Source organism: Thioalkalivibrio sulfidiphilus, from assembly GCF_000377945.1.
Classification (GTDB): Bacteria; Pseudomonadota; Gammaproteobacteria; order Ectothiorhodospirales; family Ectothiorhodospiraceae; genus Thioalkalivibrio_A; species Thioalkalivibrio_A sulfidiphilus_A.
This window is the reverse complement of the sequence record NZ_KB898925.1, coordinates 78,360-93,466: the sequence shown is the minus strand read 5'-3', so window position 1 is coordinate 93,466 and position 15,107 is coordinate 78,360. Positions and strand designations below refer to the sequence as shown.

Sequence of the window (15,107 nt, the reverse complement as noted above, 5' to 3'; positions counted from 1 at the left end):
TTTCTGGGGGACAATGGGATCGTCATCGAGCCATCATCAGGGTGTGAGCCGCGATGAGTGATCTGAACACCACCCAGGCATCAGCGCCGCAATGGCGCGACCTGCGCGAGACCGTACAGCGCAACTGCGACATCGCCGATGCGCGCTATGCGGGCAACGATACCCTCTGCACCTATCTGCTCAAGATGCGCGAGTTCTACCGATGGGAGCGGGGCCTGCCGTATTCCATGGCCCTGGACCGCCGCGAGGTGGGCGACTGGGTGGTGGCCCGGGAACAGCGCTGGGAAGGGCTGGAGGCACAGGACCTGGACGCCCTGACCCTGGGTGAGCGCCGCTTTGATCCCTTCGATCACGAGGCGGTCAATCAGCATCTCAGTCCCCACGGACTGGTCTATGGCGCAGGTTATGGTCGCGGCGCGCGCCCGCTGTTCTTCCTGGGCAGTCTGATCAAGCTTGAGGATTACGAGGGCTACCGTATCTATGTGGTGGGCCAGGAGATGGCGCGGGATCTTTCCTCACCGCCGGCCATGTCCCGGGGCGAGCGCATCTTCGTGCGCCGGGAATCCATACGCCGCATGGTGTTCGAGATGATCGAGGCCTGGCAGATGCGTGGCGCGCCTGCCGATGATTCTCTGGGACGGGCTTTGCGGGCCTATGGTCATGATCCGGGCAATGACGAAAGCCTGGAGCGCATGGTGGACGCCGAGGTGGAGTCCGCGGTGTGGCACGAGGTGGGCGAGGTGATGGCCGGACGCCTGCTGGGACCCGAGTGGCAGGAGCGGGTGATGACGGTGGCCGGAAGCCGGGCCGAGCGGGTGATGCGTGCCGTGCGGGATCACCTGGCCGATTGTCTTGCCACCTTGCCCGCATTGCTGGATGACGCACCTGAGGGTGCGCTGCATTTTTATTTCGCCAATCTGGGCGGCATGCGTGCGCTGCTGTTTCCCCAGTTGCGTGAGGTTTACGAGGGATGGGTGAAGGGCGGTGCGCTGGAGGAACTCAAGCGCCTGATCGCCCCTGCCCGTGAGCACTGGCTGAGGGTGGCAGCGCGCCTGTTGCGCGAGCCCCCCGAGACCTGGCCGGTCAGCGACGAGGCCTTGCCTTCCCTGTGTCCGGACTTCTCCGGGCGTAGGTTGGGGTAATCCAAATCAGAACCAATCCTCTCACGGAGGCACGGGGACACGGAGGAAACCTGATCAAATAGGATTTCCCCGTGCTTCCGTGTCCCCGTGAGAGGAACATGTTTTTCTTTCTCTTTGCGAGAGGACAGGTTTTCTCTTGTCCGAGCCGTTGGACTTCGCTGCGCTCAGTCCAACCTACGGCATTGGGTTTAACTTCCCACTTCCCAATTCACACTTCTTCCTTTAGCACTTCTTCCTTTGGCACTTCGGACTAAACGTCCGCCCACATGCGCATCAGGTTGGCGCGTACGTGTCCGGCACGCCGGGTCGACTCGGCATCGGGATTGTCCCTGCGCAAGGCCTCATGGACCTGGTAGAGCTCGTAGAGCATTTGCCTCCGGGCAGGGTCGCGCACCATGGATTCCGCCCAGGCGACAGCGACCAGTCGCTCGCCGCGGGTGACCGGCGCAACCCGGTGCAGGCTGGAGGAGGGATAGATCACGGCATGTCCCGCCGGCAGTTTCACCTGCTGCTCACCGAAGTCCGTTTCCACAACCAGTTCACCACCCTCATAGCTTTCCGGTTCGCCGATGAACACGGTCACGGATACATCCGTTCGGTAGCGGCCGCCCTCCGGGCCCATGACCGGGTCGTCCACGTGGGCACCGTACTGCATGCCGGGCAGGTAGCGGGCGAAGAAGGCGCCGGAGAGCTTGCGGGGCAGGGCGGCGGCCTGGAAGGTCTCATGCCGGTACAGGGGCATGAGCACCAGCTGGTTGAGCGTCCTGACACGGGCATCCGATGGATCCACTTCCTCATTGTGCTTCACGCGCCGGGCATCCGCGCCGGCGCTGTAGCGGCCGTCAGTGAACGGTGCATCCGCCAGCATCCGCCGAATCTCGGCCAGCTGCGCGGCATCCAGCAGGTCAGGAATGGTCAGAAGCATGTCTGGTTACGACCCTGTTGGGGTGCGAGGGAAAGCGAACCGCGAGGGGCACGAAGGTATGCGCTAAGGCCGCGAGGTGTATTCATCAAGATAGGCTTCGCGTCCTTCGCGCCGACCTTGGCGGCCTTTGCGGTTTGCTTCGTCCGTTTACTTCTCCGGTGACCAGGTGCCGCTCACGCTGGCGGGCGGGGCGCCGGCGGCGGAATTGGGCGGGCGGTAGTGGGGATCGTTGGGATTCATGAAGATGAAGCGGAATTCGCCCGGGTTCATCTCCACGTAGTCCAGCACTGCATCCTTTACCAGGTCGACGCAGATGGGGTCGATGACCAGGCTCACGCCCTCGCTCTTGAAGGTCAGATCCTCGTCACGGCCAGTGTCGTCGAAGCCCATGCCGTACTCGATGGCGCCGTCGGAATGGCGGCGTGCGGCGATGCGCAGGGGGGTGTTCTCGAGGCCGCTCTGCCTGGCCGACTCGATGATCTGCTTTGCGGCGTTGGGGGTGATGGTGATCATGGATAACTCCTGGTGTGCATGGAGGCGCGACGCATTCAGGGGGCTGTGCTGCGGGCCGGTGTCGCTGAACGGGATTGTAGCTGATGACGGATGAAGGCCACGAAGCGCGAGGCCCAGGGATTGCGGCGGGTGTGTCGCTGGTGGCTGTAGCTGGCCAGCAGATTGTGGCGGACGATGCCGTCGTGACGCCCGTCCACGCCGTGACCGCGCAGGACCCGGTAGGCGTACACGGTCTCAGCGCCCAGGGGCTCCAGGGCCGAGTAATGGAATTCGTGCGCAGGGAAGGCGGCTGGCTTGCCTTCCGCATCCTGAAGCGGCCAGAGGCCCGCGCCGGTCTCCTCGAGGCGCACATAGCCGCGGCCCTGGGGGCGTTCATGCATGACCACGTTGCCCGGGATCACGCCCACCATGGTGTGGCACTGATCTTTCCAACGGATGCTGCGCGAGAGGTACATGAGTCCCCCGCACTCGGCGTAGGCGGGCAGGCCTGCCTCAATGGCATCCCGGATCGCGCCGCGCAGGGGGGCGTTGGCCTCCAGGGCCTCCAGGTGGGTTTCGGGGAAACCGCCGCCGATGAACAGGGCATCCGCTTCGGGAAGCTGTGTGTCATGCAGGGCATCGAAAAAGCATAGCTGCGCACCGGCCTGCTCCAGGGCCTCCAGGTCCGTGTGGTAGTAGAAACCGAAGGCGGCGTCCCGGGCGACCGCGATACGTACCTTCGGACCGGCTTCGGCCTCGGCAACGGGCGAGGGCGTAGCCGGCAGGGGCGTGCGGGTGTCTGTGCCGATCTTGAGCACGGCCTCCAGGTCCACCTGTGCAGCGATGGCCTCGCCCAGGCGGCGGATCTGGCTGTCCGCCTTCTGGTGCTCGTTGCTGGGGACCAGCCCCAGGTGGCGTTCGATGATCTGCAGCGCCGGGTCCTCGTGCACGGCGCCCAGGACGGGGATGTCCGTGTAGTGTTCGATGACCGCGCGCAGCTTGGATTCATGGCGGGCGCCGCCGACCCGGTTGAGGATCACGCCGCCGATGCGGACGCCGGCATCGAAGGCCTGGTAACCGAGCAGCAGGGGGGCGATGCCCCGGGTCATGCCGCGGCAGTCCACCACCAGCACCACCGGGGTCTCGAGCAGCTTGGCCAGGGCGGCGTTGCTGTTGCTGCCCTCCAGGTCCACGCCGTCGTAGAGGCCCTTGTTGCCTTCCACCAGGGTGACATCGGTGTCCCGCTCGTAACGGGCGGCCATGGCCAGGATCTCGTCGTGATCCTGGGTATGGAAGTCCAGGTTCACGCAGGGACGGCCGGCGGCATGGCCGAGCCACAGGGGGTCGATGTAGTCGGGACCTTTCTTGAAGGGCCGTACCCGCAGGCCGCGCGCCGCGAGGGCGGCGCACAGGCCTGTGGCTACGGTGGTCTTGCCGGAGGACTTGTGGGCGGCCGAGACGAGCAGGCGCGTCATGATCAGGCGCCGCGGGGCAGTGTCACAGGCCTCATGCCTTGGCGGGTTCGGCCCCGGCGGCGGCCTGCGCGGCGTGGTGCGGATCCACCTTGTCGTCGGCCAGGCTCTCGGGCAGGAAGCGCAGGAACTTGATGGCCACGGTCACCATGAACAGGGCCAGGGCCACGCCGCCGATGCCCAGCATCCACTCCACGGCGGAGGGGGTGTAGGGGGCCACCACGCCGTCGAAGAAGCTGCTGCTCACGTCATGGCCGGGGAACAGGTCGAGCGGGTAGGCCTGACCGCCGATGATGGTCACATAGAGCTGTGCCAGGCCGCCCAGGATCACCAGGCCGCAGGCCGCGGCGATCACCGCCCGGCAACGGCTCCACACCGGGTGGAACAACAGCACCAGGGGCAGCACGCTGCCCAGGGCGATCTGGCCGAACCAGAACAGGAAGGGATAGATGCCGCCGTGCACCAGCAGGAAGGCCTCCACGCCGTGCAGGCGGGTGGCATACAGGTTGGTGAGGTGGTAGACGGCCACGAAGTACAGCACGCCGGCCACGAAGATGCCCAGGAGGTTCTTCAGGCGCCTGAGAATGGCGTCACCCAGGGGACGTCCGGTCCAGTTGTAGGCGGCCATCAGCACCAGCAGGAACACCGCCAGACCCAGGGAGAAGGACAGGGCGATGAACAGGGGGGCCAGGATGGCGGCGTCATAGGCCTCGCGGGCCACCAGGAAGCCGAAGATGGACCCGGTACCGGTGGTCAGGATCAGGCGCCAGATGAACGCCAGGTAGCCCACCTTGGTGCTGTGGGGGTTCATGCGCCGTTCCATCATGAACCACAGGTACACCGCCACGATGGCGATGAAGCCGGTGTAGAGGAAGATGTTCCAGGCGAAGATGGACTTGAAGTTGTAATGGGTCATGGCCACGATCAGCCGGTCGGGACGGCCCAGGTCCAGCACCAGCACGGCCAGACCGCCGACGAGCAGTGTGATGGCCAGCAGGCCCGACAGGGGCGCCAGGGGCTTGTAGGCCTTGCGACCGAACACCGAGGCGATGGAGGCCACGTTCAGGGCCCCGGAAGCGGCCACGATCAGGAAGATGGCGAACACGTGGGGCAGCCCCCAGACCACGTGGTTGTTCATGCCCGTGATGTGGTGGCCATAGGTGCCTTTGAGGGCGGCGGCCACCAGGCCCAGGCCGATGCCGAATAACAGCAGCACGAGCAGTCCGTAGTAGCCCTTGCTCCTGCCCTCGATCTCCCGGAAGTGGGTCATCGCTTTCATGCTTGTCATAGCCTCGGATCAGAGTCCCTGGTAGCGCACGCCCGGGTTCAGACCCAGGTCGGCCCGGATGGCGGCCCCGCCGTACTCGGCCAGGCGGCGGGAGATCTCGGAATTGGGATCGTTGAGATCACCGAACACCATGGCGCCGTTGCCCTCGGTGTGGCAGGCCTCCACGCAGGCGGTGGTCCGCTCGCCCTTGTCGATGCGATGCACGCACAGGGTGCAGCTCTCTACCGTGCCCTTGCCGCGGGGGGCATGGGGCACCTGGTCGGTGAGATGTTCATGGATGAAGGAGCGTGCCTTGTAGGGGCAGGCCATCATGCAGTAGCGGCAGCCGATGCAGGTGTGCTTGTTGACCAGCACGATGCCGTCCGCGCGCCGGAAGGAGGCGCCGGTGGGGCACACGTCCACGCAAGGCGGGTGTTCGCAGTGCTGGCACATCACCGGCAGGGAACGGCTGTGGCCGGTGGCCCGGTCGGTGATGTTCACCTTGCGGATCCACTGGGCGTCGGTGGTGGGCCGGTTCATGCTGCCCACGCCGTTTTCCTTGTGACAGGCGGTCACGCAGGCGTTGCAGTCGCCGCACACATTGGTGTTGATCAGCAGGCCCCAGCGGGCACCGGGCTTGGTGCCGGCCTGGGCGTTGGTCTGCATCAGGAAGATGCCCGGTGCCACCGTGAGGCTGGCCACGGCGCCGACCGCGCCGGTGATGAAGCGGCGGCGGGAGAGATCAGGCGTGGAGTCATGGCTCATGGTTTCTGCGTCTCCAGGGCGATGATGGACTCCAGGTCCCGGGCCAGGCTGGCGGAATCCGCCGCGGAATCGAAACCAAAGCCCGGCCCGTGGGGGTTGAGGGCATGGAAGTGGTAGTCATTGGCGGGCTTGTCCGCATGACACTGGAAGCAGTCCATGCGCACCGCGTTGAAGCTGTGGCAGTTCAGGCAGAAGTGGCTGCTGGGGTCATCCCGGCTGGCGGTGGGCGAGACATGACACTCCACGCAACCCCGGATGCTGTGGTTGGGGTTGCGCACGCCGAACAGCACCGCCTGATCCTTCTCGTGGCTGAGCAGCTTCATGTGATCCCGGCGGATGACTTCCAGCGGCTCCACGCACTGGTCACCCCGGGCCTGCATCATCTGCGGACCTTCCACCGGGCTGCAGCCGGCGAGCGCGAAGACCGCGCCCGCCAGCAGCAGACCGGCGAGGATCATACGGACAAGTGAGATGCCTCGCCCCATGGTTCAGTCACCCATGGCCATGTCGATGTAGCCGGTGGGGCAGACCTCGGCACAGATGTGGCAGCCCACGCACTTGGCGTAGTCGGTGGCCACGTAGCGGCCGGTGGCGGCTTCTTTCTTGGGCACACGGTACACGGCGGTCTGCGGGCAGTAGATCACGCAGTTGTCGCACTCGAAGCACATGCCGCAGCTCATGCAGCGCTTGGCCTCGGCCACGGCCTGTTCCTCGGTGAGGCAGTCCATGCGCTCCTGGAAGTGGCCGATCACCTCGTCGGCGCTGGGGCCGTGCTCGCTGCGTTTGTTGCGCGGGGTGAACGGGAAGTGGCCCTTGAACAGCTTCTCGTGGGAGATGATCTCCTGGGCGGAGCGGTCCTCGAAGTTGTGCACCGCGAACTTGCTCTCGGAGGTGCCGCGGATCTGTTCACCGGAGTAGGGCTCTGGGTCGAGGCCCACCTCCTGCAGCTTGTTGAGCAGCTTGAAGTGATGCACGTCGACGCGCGGGCGCTTGATGGGCTCCTCGTGCGACAGGTAGTGATCGATGCTGTCGGCGGCGATGGCGCCATGACCGATGGCGGTGGTCAGCAGGTGGGGGCGGATGATGTCGCCGATCACGAAGTGACCCTGCTTGCCGGGCACCTGGTAGAACTTGTCGGTGTCGATGAAGCCGCGACCGTTGTCCAGAGATTCCAGGCCGCTGAGATCACCACCCTGACCGATGGCGGACACGATCAGATTGGCCTCCAGCACGAACTCGGTGCCGGGTACGGCCTTGGGTGTGTTGCCCTCGAACTCGCACTTGGCCATCTTCAGACCCACGGCGCGGCCCTTGTCGTTGAGCACCACCTCAACCGGAATCACACCGTCGAGGATGGTCACACCCTCGTGCAGGGCATCGTGCACCTCGTGCTCGGCGGCGGTCATCTTCTCCTTGGGGAACAGGGAGGTCAGGGTCACGTTGGCGCCGGTGCGCATGGCGCTCATGGCGCTGTCGTGCGCCACGTAGCCGTGGATCATGTCTTCCGGGTTATCGGTGATGTTCTCGGCCTCGATGCGGCCCAGACGGCGGGCCACGGAGACCACGTCGATGGAGGTGTCACCACCGCCCACGCAGACGATGTTGTCGGTGCTCAGGACCTTGATGCGGCCGGTGTTGAAGGCCTCCAGGAAGTCCACACCGGTGATGCAGTTGGGGGCATCGCCACCGGGTACCGGCAGCTTGCGGCCGGTCTGGCAGCCCACGGCCCAGACCACGGCGTCGAATTCCTTCTCCACGTCCTCTATGCTCACGTCACGGCCAACACGGGTCTTGAGGCGTACGTCGATGCCGCCCAGGTCCAGGATGCGCTGGATCTCGTGGCGCAGGATGTTGCGGGGCACCCGGTACTCGGGGATGCCGTACATCATCATGCCGCCGAGTTCCTCGTGGTCATCGAAGATGGTGGAGGCATGACCGCGCTTGCGCAGGTGATAGGCCGCCGACATGCCGCCGGGGCCGCCGCCGATGATGGCCACGCGCTTGCCGGACAGGGCGGGGGCAGCCTCGAACTTGAAGCCCTGGTTGAAGGCGGAGTCACCGATGAATTGCTCAACGGAGTTGATGCCGACGAAGTCTTCCACCTCGTTGCGGTTGCAGCCGGACTCGCAGGGGGCCGGGCACACGCGGCCCATCACCGAGGGGAAGGGGTTGGCGCTGGTGGAGCGGCGGAAGGCGTATTCCTGCATGCTCATGTCGGCCGGGGGCTTCTCGATGCCGCGAACGATCTGCAGCCAGCCGCGGATGTCCTCTCCGGAGGGGCAGGAACCCTGGCAGGGCGGGGTGCGGTGCACGTAGACCGGGCACTTGTGGGAGTGGTCGCCTTCGAAGATGGCGTCCTTCCAGCTGCGGCGATTGTGGTCGCCATCGCGGAACCTGCGGAAAGTCAGTTTCATGTCATCGCTGGAAGTCGCCATGGGTCTTCTCCTGATTGATGTCGGGCCAGTGGCCTGATTGCGATCTGTATTGTTTTATTACTGCTTGGAATCCATCACGAGTGCATCGCCGACCAGCTGATGCAGGCTCACGATCTGATCCATTTCAAATCCGTAATAGGGCAGTACCTTGGAGAACTGGCTCTTGCAGATGGCGCAGATCGCCACCAGCTGGTTGACGCCGTGTTCTTCCACCACGTGCTTGAGGGCCTGCATGCGCGGCAGGGCACCCTTGACGCGAAGCTCCATCAGGTCGTCGGTCAACAGGCCACCACCGCCGCCGCAGCAGAAGGTGGACTCACCGATGGTGTCGGGGGCCATGTCGTAGTAGTGATTGCACACCGCCTTGAGTATCTCGCGGGGGATCACGAACTGCCCGCCGGGCATGTCGCCCATGCGCGAGGCGCGGGCCACGTTGCAGGAATCGTGGAAGGTGACCCGCCGGTGGTCGTTGGCGCTCTTGTCCAGGGTCAGGGCGCCGCGCTGGATCAGGTCATAGGTGACCTCGCAGATGTGCTGCGGCACCGGGTAGCGGGGGTCCAGGAAGTCGAAGGGACCCGCCAGGGTGTTGAGAAAGCTGTAGGCCACGCGCCAGGCATGGCCGCACTCGCCGAACACGATGCGCTTCACGCCCAGATCCAGGGCCGCCTCTCGGATGCGCATGGCGATGCGCTTCATGTTCTCGGGCGAGCCGATGAACAGGCCGAAGTTCGCCGCCTCGGAGGCGTGGGAGGACAGAGTCCAGGAGATGCCGGCCTGATGAAACACCTTGCCATAACCGATCAGGCCGTCCACGTGGGGCTCGGCGAAGAAGTCGGCGGAAGGGGTCACCAGCAGCACCTCGGCACCCTTCTCGTCCAGCGGGTAGCGCACGTCCACGCCGGTGTCCATCTTGACCTCTTCCTCGAGGCCTTCCAGGGTGTCGCGCAGGGCCGGCTCGGGCAGACCCAGGTTGTTGCCGATCTTGAAGACCTTGCCGATGATCTCGTTGCTGTACTTCTGGCCCTTGCCCACCGCGTTCATGATCTCGCGGGTGGCCATGGTGACCTCGGCGGTGTCGATGCCGTAAGGGCAGAACACGGAGCAGCGGCGGCACTCGGAGCACTGGTGGAAGTAGCTGTACCACTGGTCCAGCACCTCCTCGGTCAGGTCCATGGCGCCCACCAGTTTGGGGAACAGTTTTCCGGGCAGGGTGTAGTAGCGTCGGTAGACGCCACGCAGCAGATCCTGGCGGGCCACCGGCATGTTGCGCGGATCGGAGGTGCCCAGGAAGTAGTGGCACTTGTCGGTGCAGGCGCCGCACTTCACGCAGGAGTCCATGAACACCTGCAGACCGCGGTTGGTCTCCAGCAGTTCGCCCAGCTTGTCGATGGCCACCTGCTGCCAGTTGTCCACCAACTCGCCGGGGAAGCCCAGGGGGGCCTGGAACTGCTCCTTGGAGACGAAGGGCGCGCTGTGCGACATGACCCCGGCTTCCAGGGCGGGTATCTCCAGGTATTCCTTCACCTCTGGGGTTTTGAAATCGGCCATGGTCTCGTGTCCTCGGGATCGGCTGGGGCGCGGTCCGTTGTTTTACTGTTTGCTGCCGCTGGCGGCGGGTTTTTCGCTGTTGGCGATCCAGCTCACATGACGCCGCTCGCGTGGGTTGTCCACCTGGTTGCGGGTCGGGCTGAAGAACACGCCGGGGGCGTGCAGCAGTTTGCTGAACGGGAAGATGATCATCAGCGCAGCCACCAGGCTCAGGTGGATCAGCAGCATGGCATCCGTGGGCAGGGGCTGGATGTCAAAACGCATCAGGCCCAGGAAGAACAGTTTCACGGCGGTGATGTCCGTGTGCCAGATGTACTTCATCGCCAGGCCGCTGGCGCCGATCAGGATCAGCAGCACCAGCATCAGGTGATCGGACGGCGAGGAGATGTAGCGGATGCGCTCCACGAACAGCCGGCGGGCCCACAGGCCGAACAGGGCGGCCACCATGGCAAACCCGGCATAGATGCCGAAGGGCTGGATCAGGGCCACCCAGGTGGGCACGTTCTCGATGAAATAGCGCAGGTGGCGCAGGACCACCAGCAGCAGGGCGAGATGGAACGCCCAGCCGAGAATCCAGATCCACTTGTTGGCCTTGAACAGGCTGTGGAAGAAAACGACCTCGGTGCCCATGCGCAGGACCACGCCGCTGCGGGTGGTGGGGGCCGGGGTGGTCGGAATCTTGAGAGGTGCCGGGGTACGCGCGTACCGGGCAATGCGCAGGCCCACGCCGATCAGGAAGATGGCGGTGGCGGCATAGAACAGCAGGGCATAGAACACGGTCGCGAACGACACGGGGCATCCTCCAGGTCAGAGATCCGGGTGCGGCCCTCGCGGGCCACACCCGGAAACAGCTTTGCGTGATTTAGACGCAGCCGGTCGGCTTGGGCAGCCCGGCGTACTTACAGGCCTGCTTGGCAGGACCGTAGGGGAACAGCTCGTACAGGTACTTGCTGTTGCCCTTGTCCGGGCCGAGCTTCTTGCCGATGGCCTTGGTCAGCACGCGAACGGCGGGGGCGATCTGGTATTCCTCGTAGTATTCGCGCAGGAAATTGATCACTTCCCAGTGGTTCTCGTCCAGGGTGGTGCCGTCGGCGGCAGCCATGGCGGTGGCCAGGTCGGGGTTCCAGTCGTTCAGGTTGGCCAGGTAGCCTTCTTCGTCGGTTTCGTAGCTCTTGCCGTTGACTTCGATTGGCATGGGGATATTCCTCCTGCTGTTGTTTCCGGTTCGTGGGATGAAGGGGGCCGGTGGGCTAGACCCAGGCCTGTACCTTGTCGTGTTTCTCGGTCAGTTCAACAAAGCCCTCGTAGTTCACCACCTCGATGCCATCGATGACCTGGTCGGTACTCAGGCCGCGGGCCATCAGGTCCGGGCCGAGCACGTAGACCTTGCGGCCGTTCATGGCGTCGCGCATGGTGCCCTCGTGCGCCGTGCCGCGCACCGCCGCGATCACGCCATCCTCGATCAGCAGGATGGCGGAATCGGGCAGGGCATGACCGATGCAGGACTTCAGGGTGTTGCGCTCGAAGGGCGACTTGTTGACGGTATGCAGCATGCTCACTGATTGACTCCCCCTCAGAAGCTCAGGATAACGTCTTGTTCGTCCATGAGCCGGGCGAGGTCGTCACGGGACATCACCTCCACCGGCACCAGCATGTCTTCTTCTGTGAGCCCGCGCTCGGCCAGGGATTCGGCCTCCACGTAGAGCTTTTCCACGTCGTAGCCCTCCAGGGCGCGATAGGTGGGCGAGAAGTTCTTCATGCCGATCTGCTGGGTATCCTGACCCTTCTTGAGCTGGTAGACGCCGTCATCGATGAACACCATGCTCACATCCTGTTCAAACGCCGCCGCGATCAGCACCACTTCCAGGGATTCCAGCGCGTAGATGGTCCCGTAAGGGGCCTTGCGGTTGACGTACATGAACTTCTTGACTTCACCGGGACCTTCATCTTCCCAAGGTTCGGACATCTTCATTCACCTTAATGTGTCTTGTGGGAGGAGGGCATCCGTGGGGATGCCGGCCTGTTTGCGCGTCTGGGTCAGTCGCCGAACACCAGCAGGCGGTCGCACTGGATGCCGGCTTCGATCAGCTGGCCGAGACCGGAGATGCGGAAGCCCGGGGCGATGTTGTTGCCGTCCTTGCCCTGACGCTTGGCCTCGCCCTCGTCCAGGATGCCGCGGCGCTGGGCGGCGGCGATGCAGATGACCAGGTCGATGTTGTTGGCCTGGGCCAGTTCGGTCCAGCGCACGGTGATGTTGCGGTCGTCCTGGGGCGGCACGGCGAAGCGGGTGCCGTTGTTCACGCCATCGTGATAGAAGAAGACCCGGAAGACCTCGTGGCCTCGGTCGATGGCCGCCTTGCAGAACTGGTAAGCCGTATCAGCGGCCTGATGCTGGTAGGGTCCTTCGTTGACCAGAATGCCGTATTTCATGTCTCGACTGTCCTGTGGTGTTCGGGTCCGGGCGGCCACAGGCCGCCCGGACGGGCAGGTCACATGGATTTAGGCTCGCTTCCCGATCAGAAGCGAATGTGGGTCGAGGCGTTCAGGCTGTTGCGCGCCCCTCTCCAGTTCTCCACGTGGAATCGGGTGAAGGGCAGGCCGGTCTTTTCGAAGAACTCGGGCCAGCCGATACGCTCGATCCAGTCGTTGATGCGCTCCCAGTCCTTGGCATCCTCCTGGTAGGTCTTGAGGATGTTCTTGACGATGGCGGTCGCTTCCGGCCAGCGCGGCGGGTTGTTGGGGATACCGGAGGCCACCAGCTTCTGGAAGGTGGGCTTGCCGCGGGCGTTGGAGTGATTACCACCCACCCAGATGGCCAGCTTGGTGTGCTCGGCATCGTTGATCTGCATGGGCGGGCAGGGGGGATAGCAGGCGCCGCAGCAGATGCACTTCTTCTCGTCCACTTCCAGGGAGGGCTTGCCGTTCACCAGGGCGGGACGGATGGCCGCCACCGGGCAACGGGCCACCACGGAGGGGCGTTCGCAGACGTTGGCCACAAGGTCGTGGTTGATCTTCGGCGGCTTGGTGTGCTGCACGTTGATGGCGATGTCACCCTGGCCGCCGCAGTTGATCTGGCAGCAGGAGGTGGTGATGTGCACGCGGTTGGGCATGCGGCAGTTGCGGAACTCGTCGATGAGTTCGTCCATCATCGCCTTCACCACGCCGGAGGCGTCGGTGCCGGGGATGTCGCAGTGTAGCCAGCCCTGGGTGTGGGAGATCATGGACACGGAGTTGGCGGTGCCGCCGACCACGAAGCCGGCATCTTCCAGGGCCTTGATCAGGGGCTCGACCTTGGCCTCGCTGTCGACCATGTACTCGATGTTGGAACGGATGGTGAAACGCACGTAGCCGTCGGCGAACTGGTCACCGATATCGCACAGCTTGCGAATGGTGAACACGTCGAGGATACGCTGGGTACCCGCCTTGACGGTCCAGATGTCTTCGCCGGACTCGGCGACGTGACGCAGCACGCCGGGGCGGGGATGCTCGTGGTACTTCCACATGCCGAAGTTCCGGCGCATCACCGGATGCATGTACTGGAAGCCGTCCGGGCAACCGGATTCAATGGGAGGACGCATGGCCTGTGCCTGTGACATTGCTCAACTCCTGCCTTTTATAGATCCACTACCGTGGTGGAATCGGATGGTTGTTGGGTTGGGGCGGCCTTAGTTGGCCGCCGACCGCTTCTGTTCCATCTTGCGGCGCAGGTACTGCTCGGCCGCTTCGTCGAACTCGTCCATGCGGATGTAGGAGCTCTGACGGGGGTGATTGACCATGTTGGGATCGGCGTCGATGCCCATACCCTTGAGGAAGTTCACCAGGCCGATACGCTCGATCATCTCGCCGCAACGCTCGTGCTCCAGACCGTTCTCGGCCCAGAACTCGATGATGTTTTCGGCCAGCTCGGTGAGCTTCTCGTAGTCTTCCTCGGTCTCGAGCTTCATGAACGGCACGATCACGGTGCCCATCAGGTCGCCGATCTTCAGGGTGCGCTTGCCGCCCACCAGGATGGAGACGCCCTTGTCGTCGCCGGGGGACAGGGCCCTGGGCATGACGTTCAGGCAGTGCATGCAGCGCACGCAGCCCTTGTTGTCGATGGTCAGGGTGTCGTCGGCGTTCAGGGTCATGGCCTGGGTCGGGCATCGGGTGGTGACGTTGTCGATGACGTAGTCACGACCCTTCTTCTCGATGAAGGCCTTCACCTCGGCCTGGTCCACCTTCATGTCGTCGCGCCAGGTGCCGATCACCGCGAAGTCGGAACGCTCGATGGAGTTGACGCAGTCGTTGGGGCAGCCGGAGACCTTGAACTTGAACTTGTAGGGCAGGGACGGACGATGCACGTCGTCGGTGAAGCGGTTGAGCAGGGTGCGGTGGATGCGCTGCTCGTTGGCGCAGGACTGCTCGCAGCGGGCGGAGCCCACGCAGGACATGCCGGTACGCACGCAGGGGCCGGCGCCGCCGAGGTCCCAGCCGTACTCGTTGATCTCGTCGAAGAAGGCCTGGGTGTTCTCGGTGCTTACGCCGATGAACATGGCGTTACCGGTCTGGCCGTGGAAGGTGATCAGGCCGGAACCGTACTTCTCCCAGGAATTGGCCAGCTGGCGCAGGATGTCCGTGGTGTAGAAGTTGCCGGCGGGGGGCTGCACGCGCACGGTGTGGAACTCGCGGGACTCCGGGAAGGCCTTGGCCACTTCGGAGAAGCGCGGAATGATGCCGGAACCGTAGCCGAACACGGACACCGTACCGCCCTTCCAGTAACCCTTGCGGGTCTCGTAGGAGTGCTCCAGCTGACCGAGCAGGTCGTTGGTCATGCCGCGGATGCGCTCATCGGGGTGTTCGTCACGAAGACGCTTGATCCCGGAGATGAAACTCGGCCAGGGGCCGTTTTCCAGCTCGTCGAGCATCGGGGTCTGGTGTTGATTGTTCGCCATGACAGTCTCCTTCTCGGGTCTGGGGACGTGGGACCGTGTGCGTCAGCCTTGGGTGCCTGGAAACTGCGCCGCGGCTACGTCCCGGTCCTGGTTTTGGTCGGGGTCTGACGGCAAGCCGTGACCCAGATGG

At 64.4% G+C, this 15,107-nt stretch carries 16 protein-coding genes; 1 reads left to right on the top strand and 15 read right to left on the bottom strand.

Translation table 11 applies throughout. The features are described from left to right. The first annotated feature begins 53 nt into the window (after nucleotides 1-53). Entirely contained in the window at nucleotides 54-1,142 is a 1,089-nt protein-coding gene (locus D580_RS0103175; RefSeq protein WP_018952992.1) for an Sfum_1244 family protein, read from the top strand. 250 nt (nucleotides 1,143-1,392) lie between these two features. Here the strand turns inward: D580_RS0103175 and D580_RS0103170 are convergent, their stop codons facing one another. From D580_RS0103170 to dsrA, 15 genes are all read right to left on the bottom strand, one after another. Further along, nucleotides 1,393-2,067 (bottom strand): Fe2+-dependent dioxygenase, encoded by a 675-nt coding sequence (locus tag D580_RS0103170; protein WP_018952991.1) that lies wholly within the window; start codon nucleotides 2,065-2,067, stop codon nucleotides 1,393-1,395. A gap of 147 nt (nucleotides 2,068-2,214) precedes the next feature. Next, on the bottom strand, nucleotides 2,215-2,580 hold the full coding sequence (locus D580_RS0103165) for a HesB/IscA family protein (RefSeq protein ID WP_018952990.1): 366 nt from the start codon (nucleotides 2,578-2,580) through the stop codon (nucleotides 2,215-2,217). Nucleotides 2,581-2,615: 35 nt separating this feature from the next. Continuing rightward, on the bottom strand, nucleotides 2,616-4,034 hold the full coding sequence (locus D580_RS0103160; protein WP_018952989.1) for a cobyrinate a,c-diamide synthase: 1,419 nt from the start codon (nucleotides 4,032-4,034) through the stop codon (nucleotides 2,616-2,618). 31 nt (nucleotides 4,035-4,065) lie between these two features. Further along, nucleotides 4,066-5,310 carry an NrfD/PsrC family molybdoenzyme membrane anchor subunit gene (nrfD, locus tag D580_RS0103155; protein ID WP_038043077.1) on the bottom strand — a complete coding sequence of 415 codons (1,245 nt, stop codon included), beginning with the start codon at nucleotides 5,308-5,310 and terminating at the stop codon, nucleotides 4,066-4,068. Between the two features lie 18 nt (nucleotides 5,311-5,328). After that, complete coding sequence (gene dsrO, locus D580_RS0103150) at nucleotides 5,329-6,063, bottom strand: sulfate reduction electron transfer complex DsrMKJOP subunit DsrO (protein WP_018952987.1); 735 nt, start codon at nucleotides 6,061-6,063, stop codon at nucleotides 5,329-5,331. After that, nucleotides 6,060-6,521, bottom strand: coding sequence for a hypothetical protein (locus D580_RS0103145; protein WP_018952986.1), 462 nt, complete (start codon nucleotides 6,519-6,521; stop codon nucleotides 6,060-6,062). Before D580_RS0103145 ends, dsrO begins: the two co-directional genes overlap by 4 nt. 30 nt (nucleotides 6,522-6,551) lie before the next feature. Continuing rightward, nucleotides 6,552-8,498 (bottom strand): NAD(P)-binding protein, encoded by a 1,947-nt coding sequence (locus tag D580_RS0103140; protein WP_018952985.1) that lies wholly within the window; start codon nucleotides 8,496-8,498, stop codon nucleotides 6,552-6,554. Between the two features lie 57 nt (nucleotides 8,499-8,555). Then, nucleotides 8,556-10,046 carry a sulfate reduction electron transfer complex DsrMKJOP subunit DsrK gene (gene dsrK, locus D580_RS0103135; RefSeq protein ID WP_018952984.1) on the bottom strand — a complete coding sequence of 497 codons (1,491 nt, stop codon included), beginning with the start codon at nucleotides 10,044-10,046 and terminating at the stop codon, nucleotides 8,556-8,558. Nucleotides 10,047-10,088: 42 nt separating this feature from the next. After that, nucleotides 10,089-10,838, bottom strand: coding sequence for a respiratory nitrate reductase subunit gamma (locus D580_RS0103130; RefSeq protein ID WP_018952983.1), 750 nt, complete (start codon nucleotides 10,836-10,838; stop codon nucleotides 10,089-10,091). 70 nt (nucleotides 10,839-10,908) lie between these two features. Then, nucleotides 10,909-11,241 (bottom strand): TusE/DsrC/DsvC family sulfur relay protein, encoded by a 333-nt coding sequence (locus tag D580_RS0103125; RefSeq protein ID WP_018952982.1) that lies wholly within the window; start codon nucleotides 11,239-11,241, stop codon nucleotides 10,909-10,911. A gap of 55 nt (nucleotides 11,242-11,296) precedes the next feature. Further along, nucleotides 11,297-11,599 carry a sulfurtransferase complex subunit TusB gene (gene tusB, locus D580_RS0103120; RefSeq protein ID WP_018952981.1) on the bottom strand — a complete coding sequence of 101 codons (303 nt, stop codon included), beginning with the start codon at nucleotides 11,597-11,599 and terminating at the stop codon, nucleotides 11,297-11,299. 20 nt (nucleotides 11,600-11,619) lie between these two features. Beyond that, nucleotides 11,620-12,012, bottom strand: coding sequence for a sulfurtransferase complex subunit TusC (tusC, locus tag D580_RS0103115; RefSeq protein WP_026289661.1), 393 nt, complete (start codon nucleotides 12,010-12,012; stop codon nucleotides 11,620-11,622). Between the two features lie 71 nt (nucleotides 12,013-12,083). Continuing rightward, nucleotides 12,084-12,476: a sulfurtransferase complex subunit TusD gene (tusD, locus tag D580_RS0103110; protein WP_018952979.1), complete on the bottom strand. Its 393-nt coding sequence runs from the start codon at nucleotides 12,474-12,476 to the stop codon at nucleotides 12,084-12,086. An 86-nt stretch (nucleotides 12,477-12,562) separates the two neighbouring features. Next, a complete protein-coding gene (gene dsrB / locus D580_RS0103105; protein ID WP_018952978.1) occupies nucleotides 12,563-13,642 on the bottom strand; it encodes a dissimilatory-type sulfite reductase subunit beta in 1,080 nt (359 codons plus the stop codon). 69 nt (nucleotides 13,643-13,711) lie between these two features. After that, nucleotides 13,712-14,977, bottom strand: coding sequence for a dissimilatory-type sulfite reductase subunit alpha (gene dsrA / locus D580_RS0103100; protein WP_018952977.1), 1,266 nt, complete (start codon nucleotides 14,975-14,977; stop codon nucleotides 13,712-13,714). Nucleotides 14,978-15,107 lie beyond the last annotated feature (130 nt).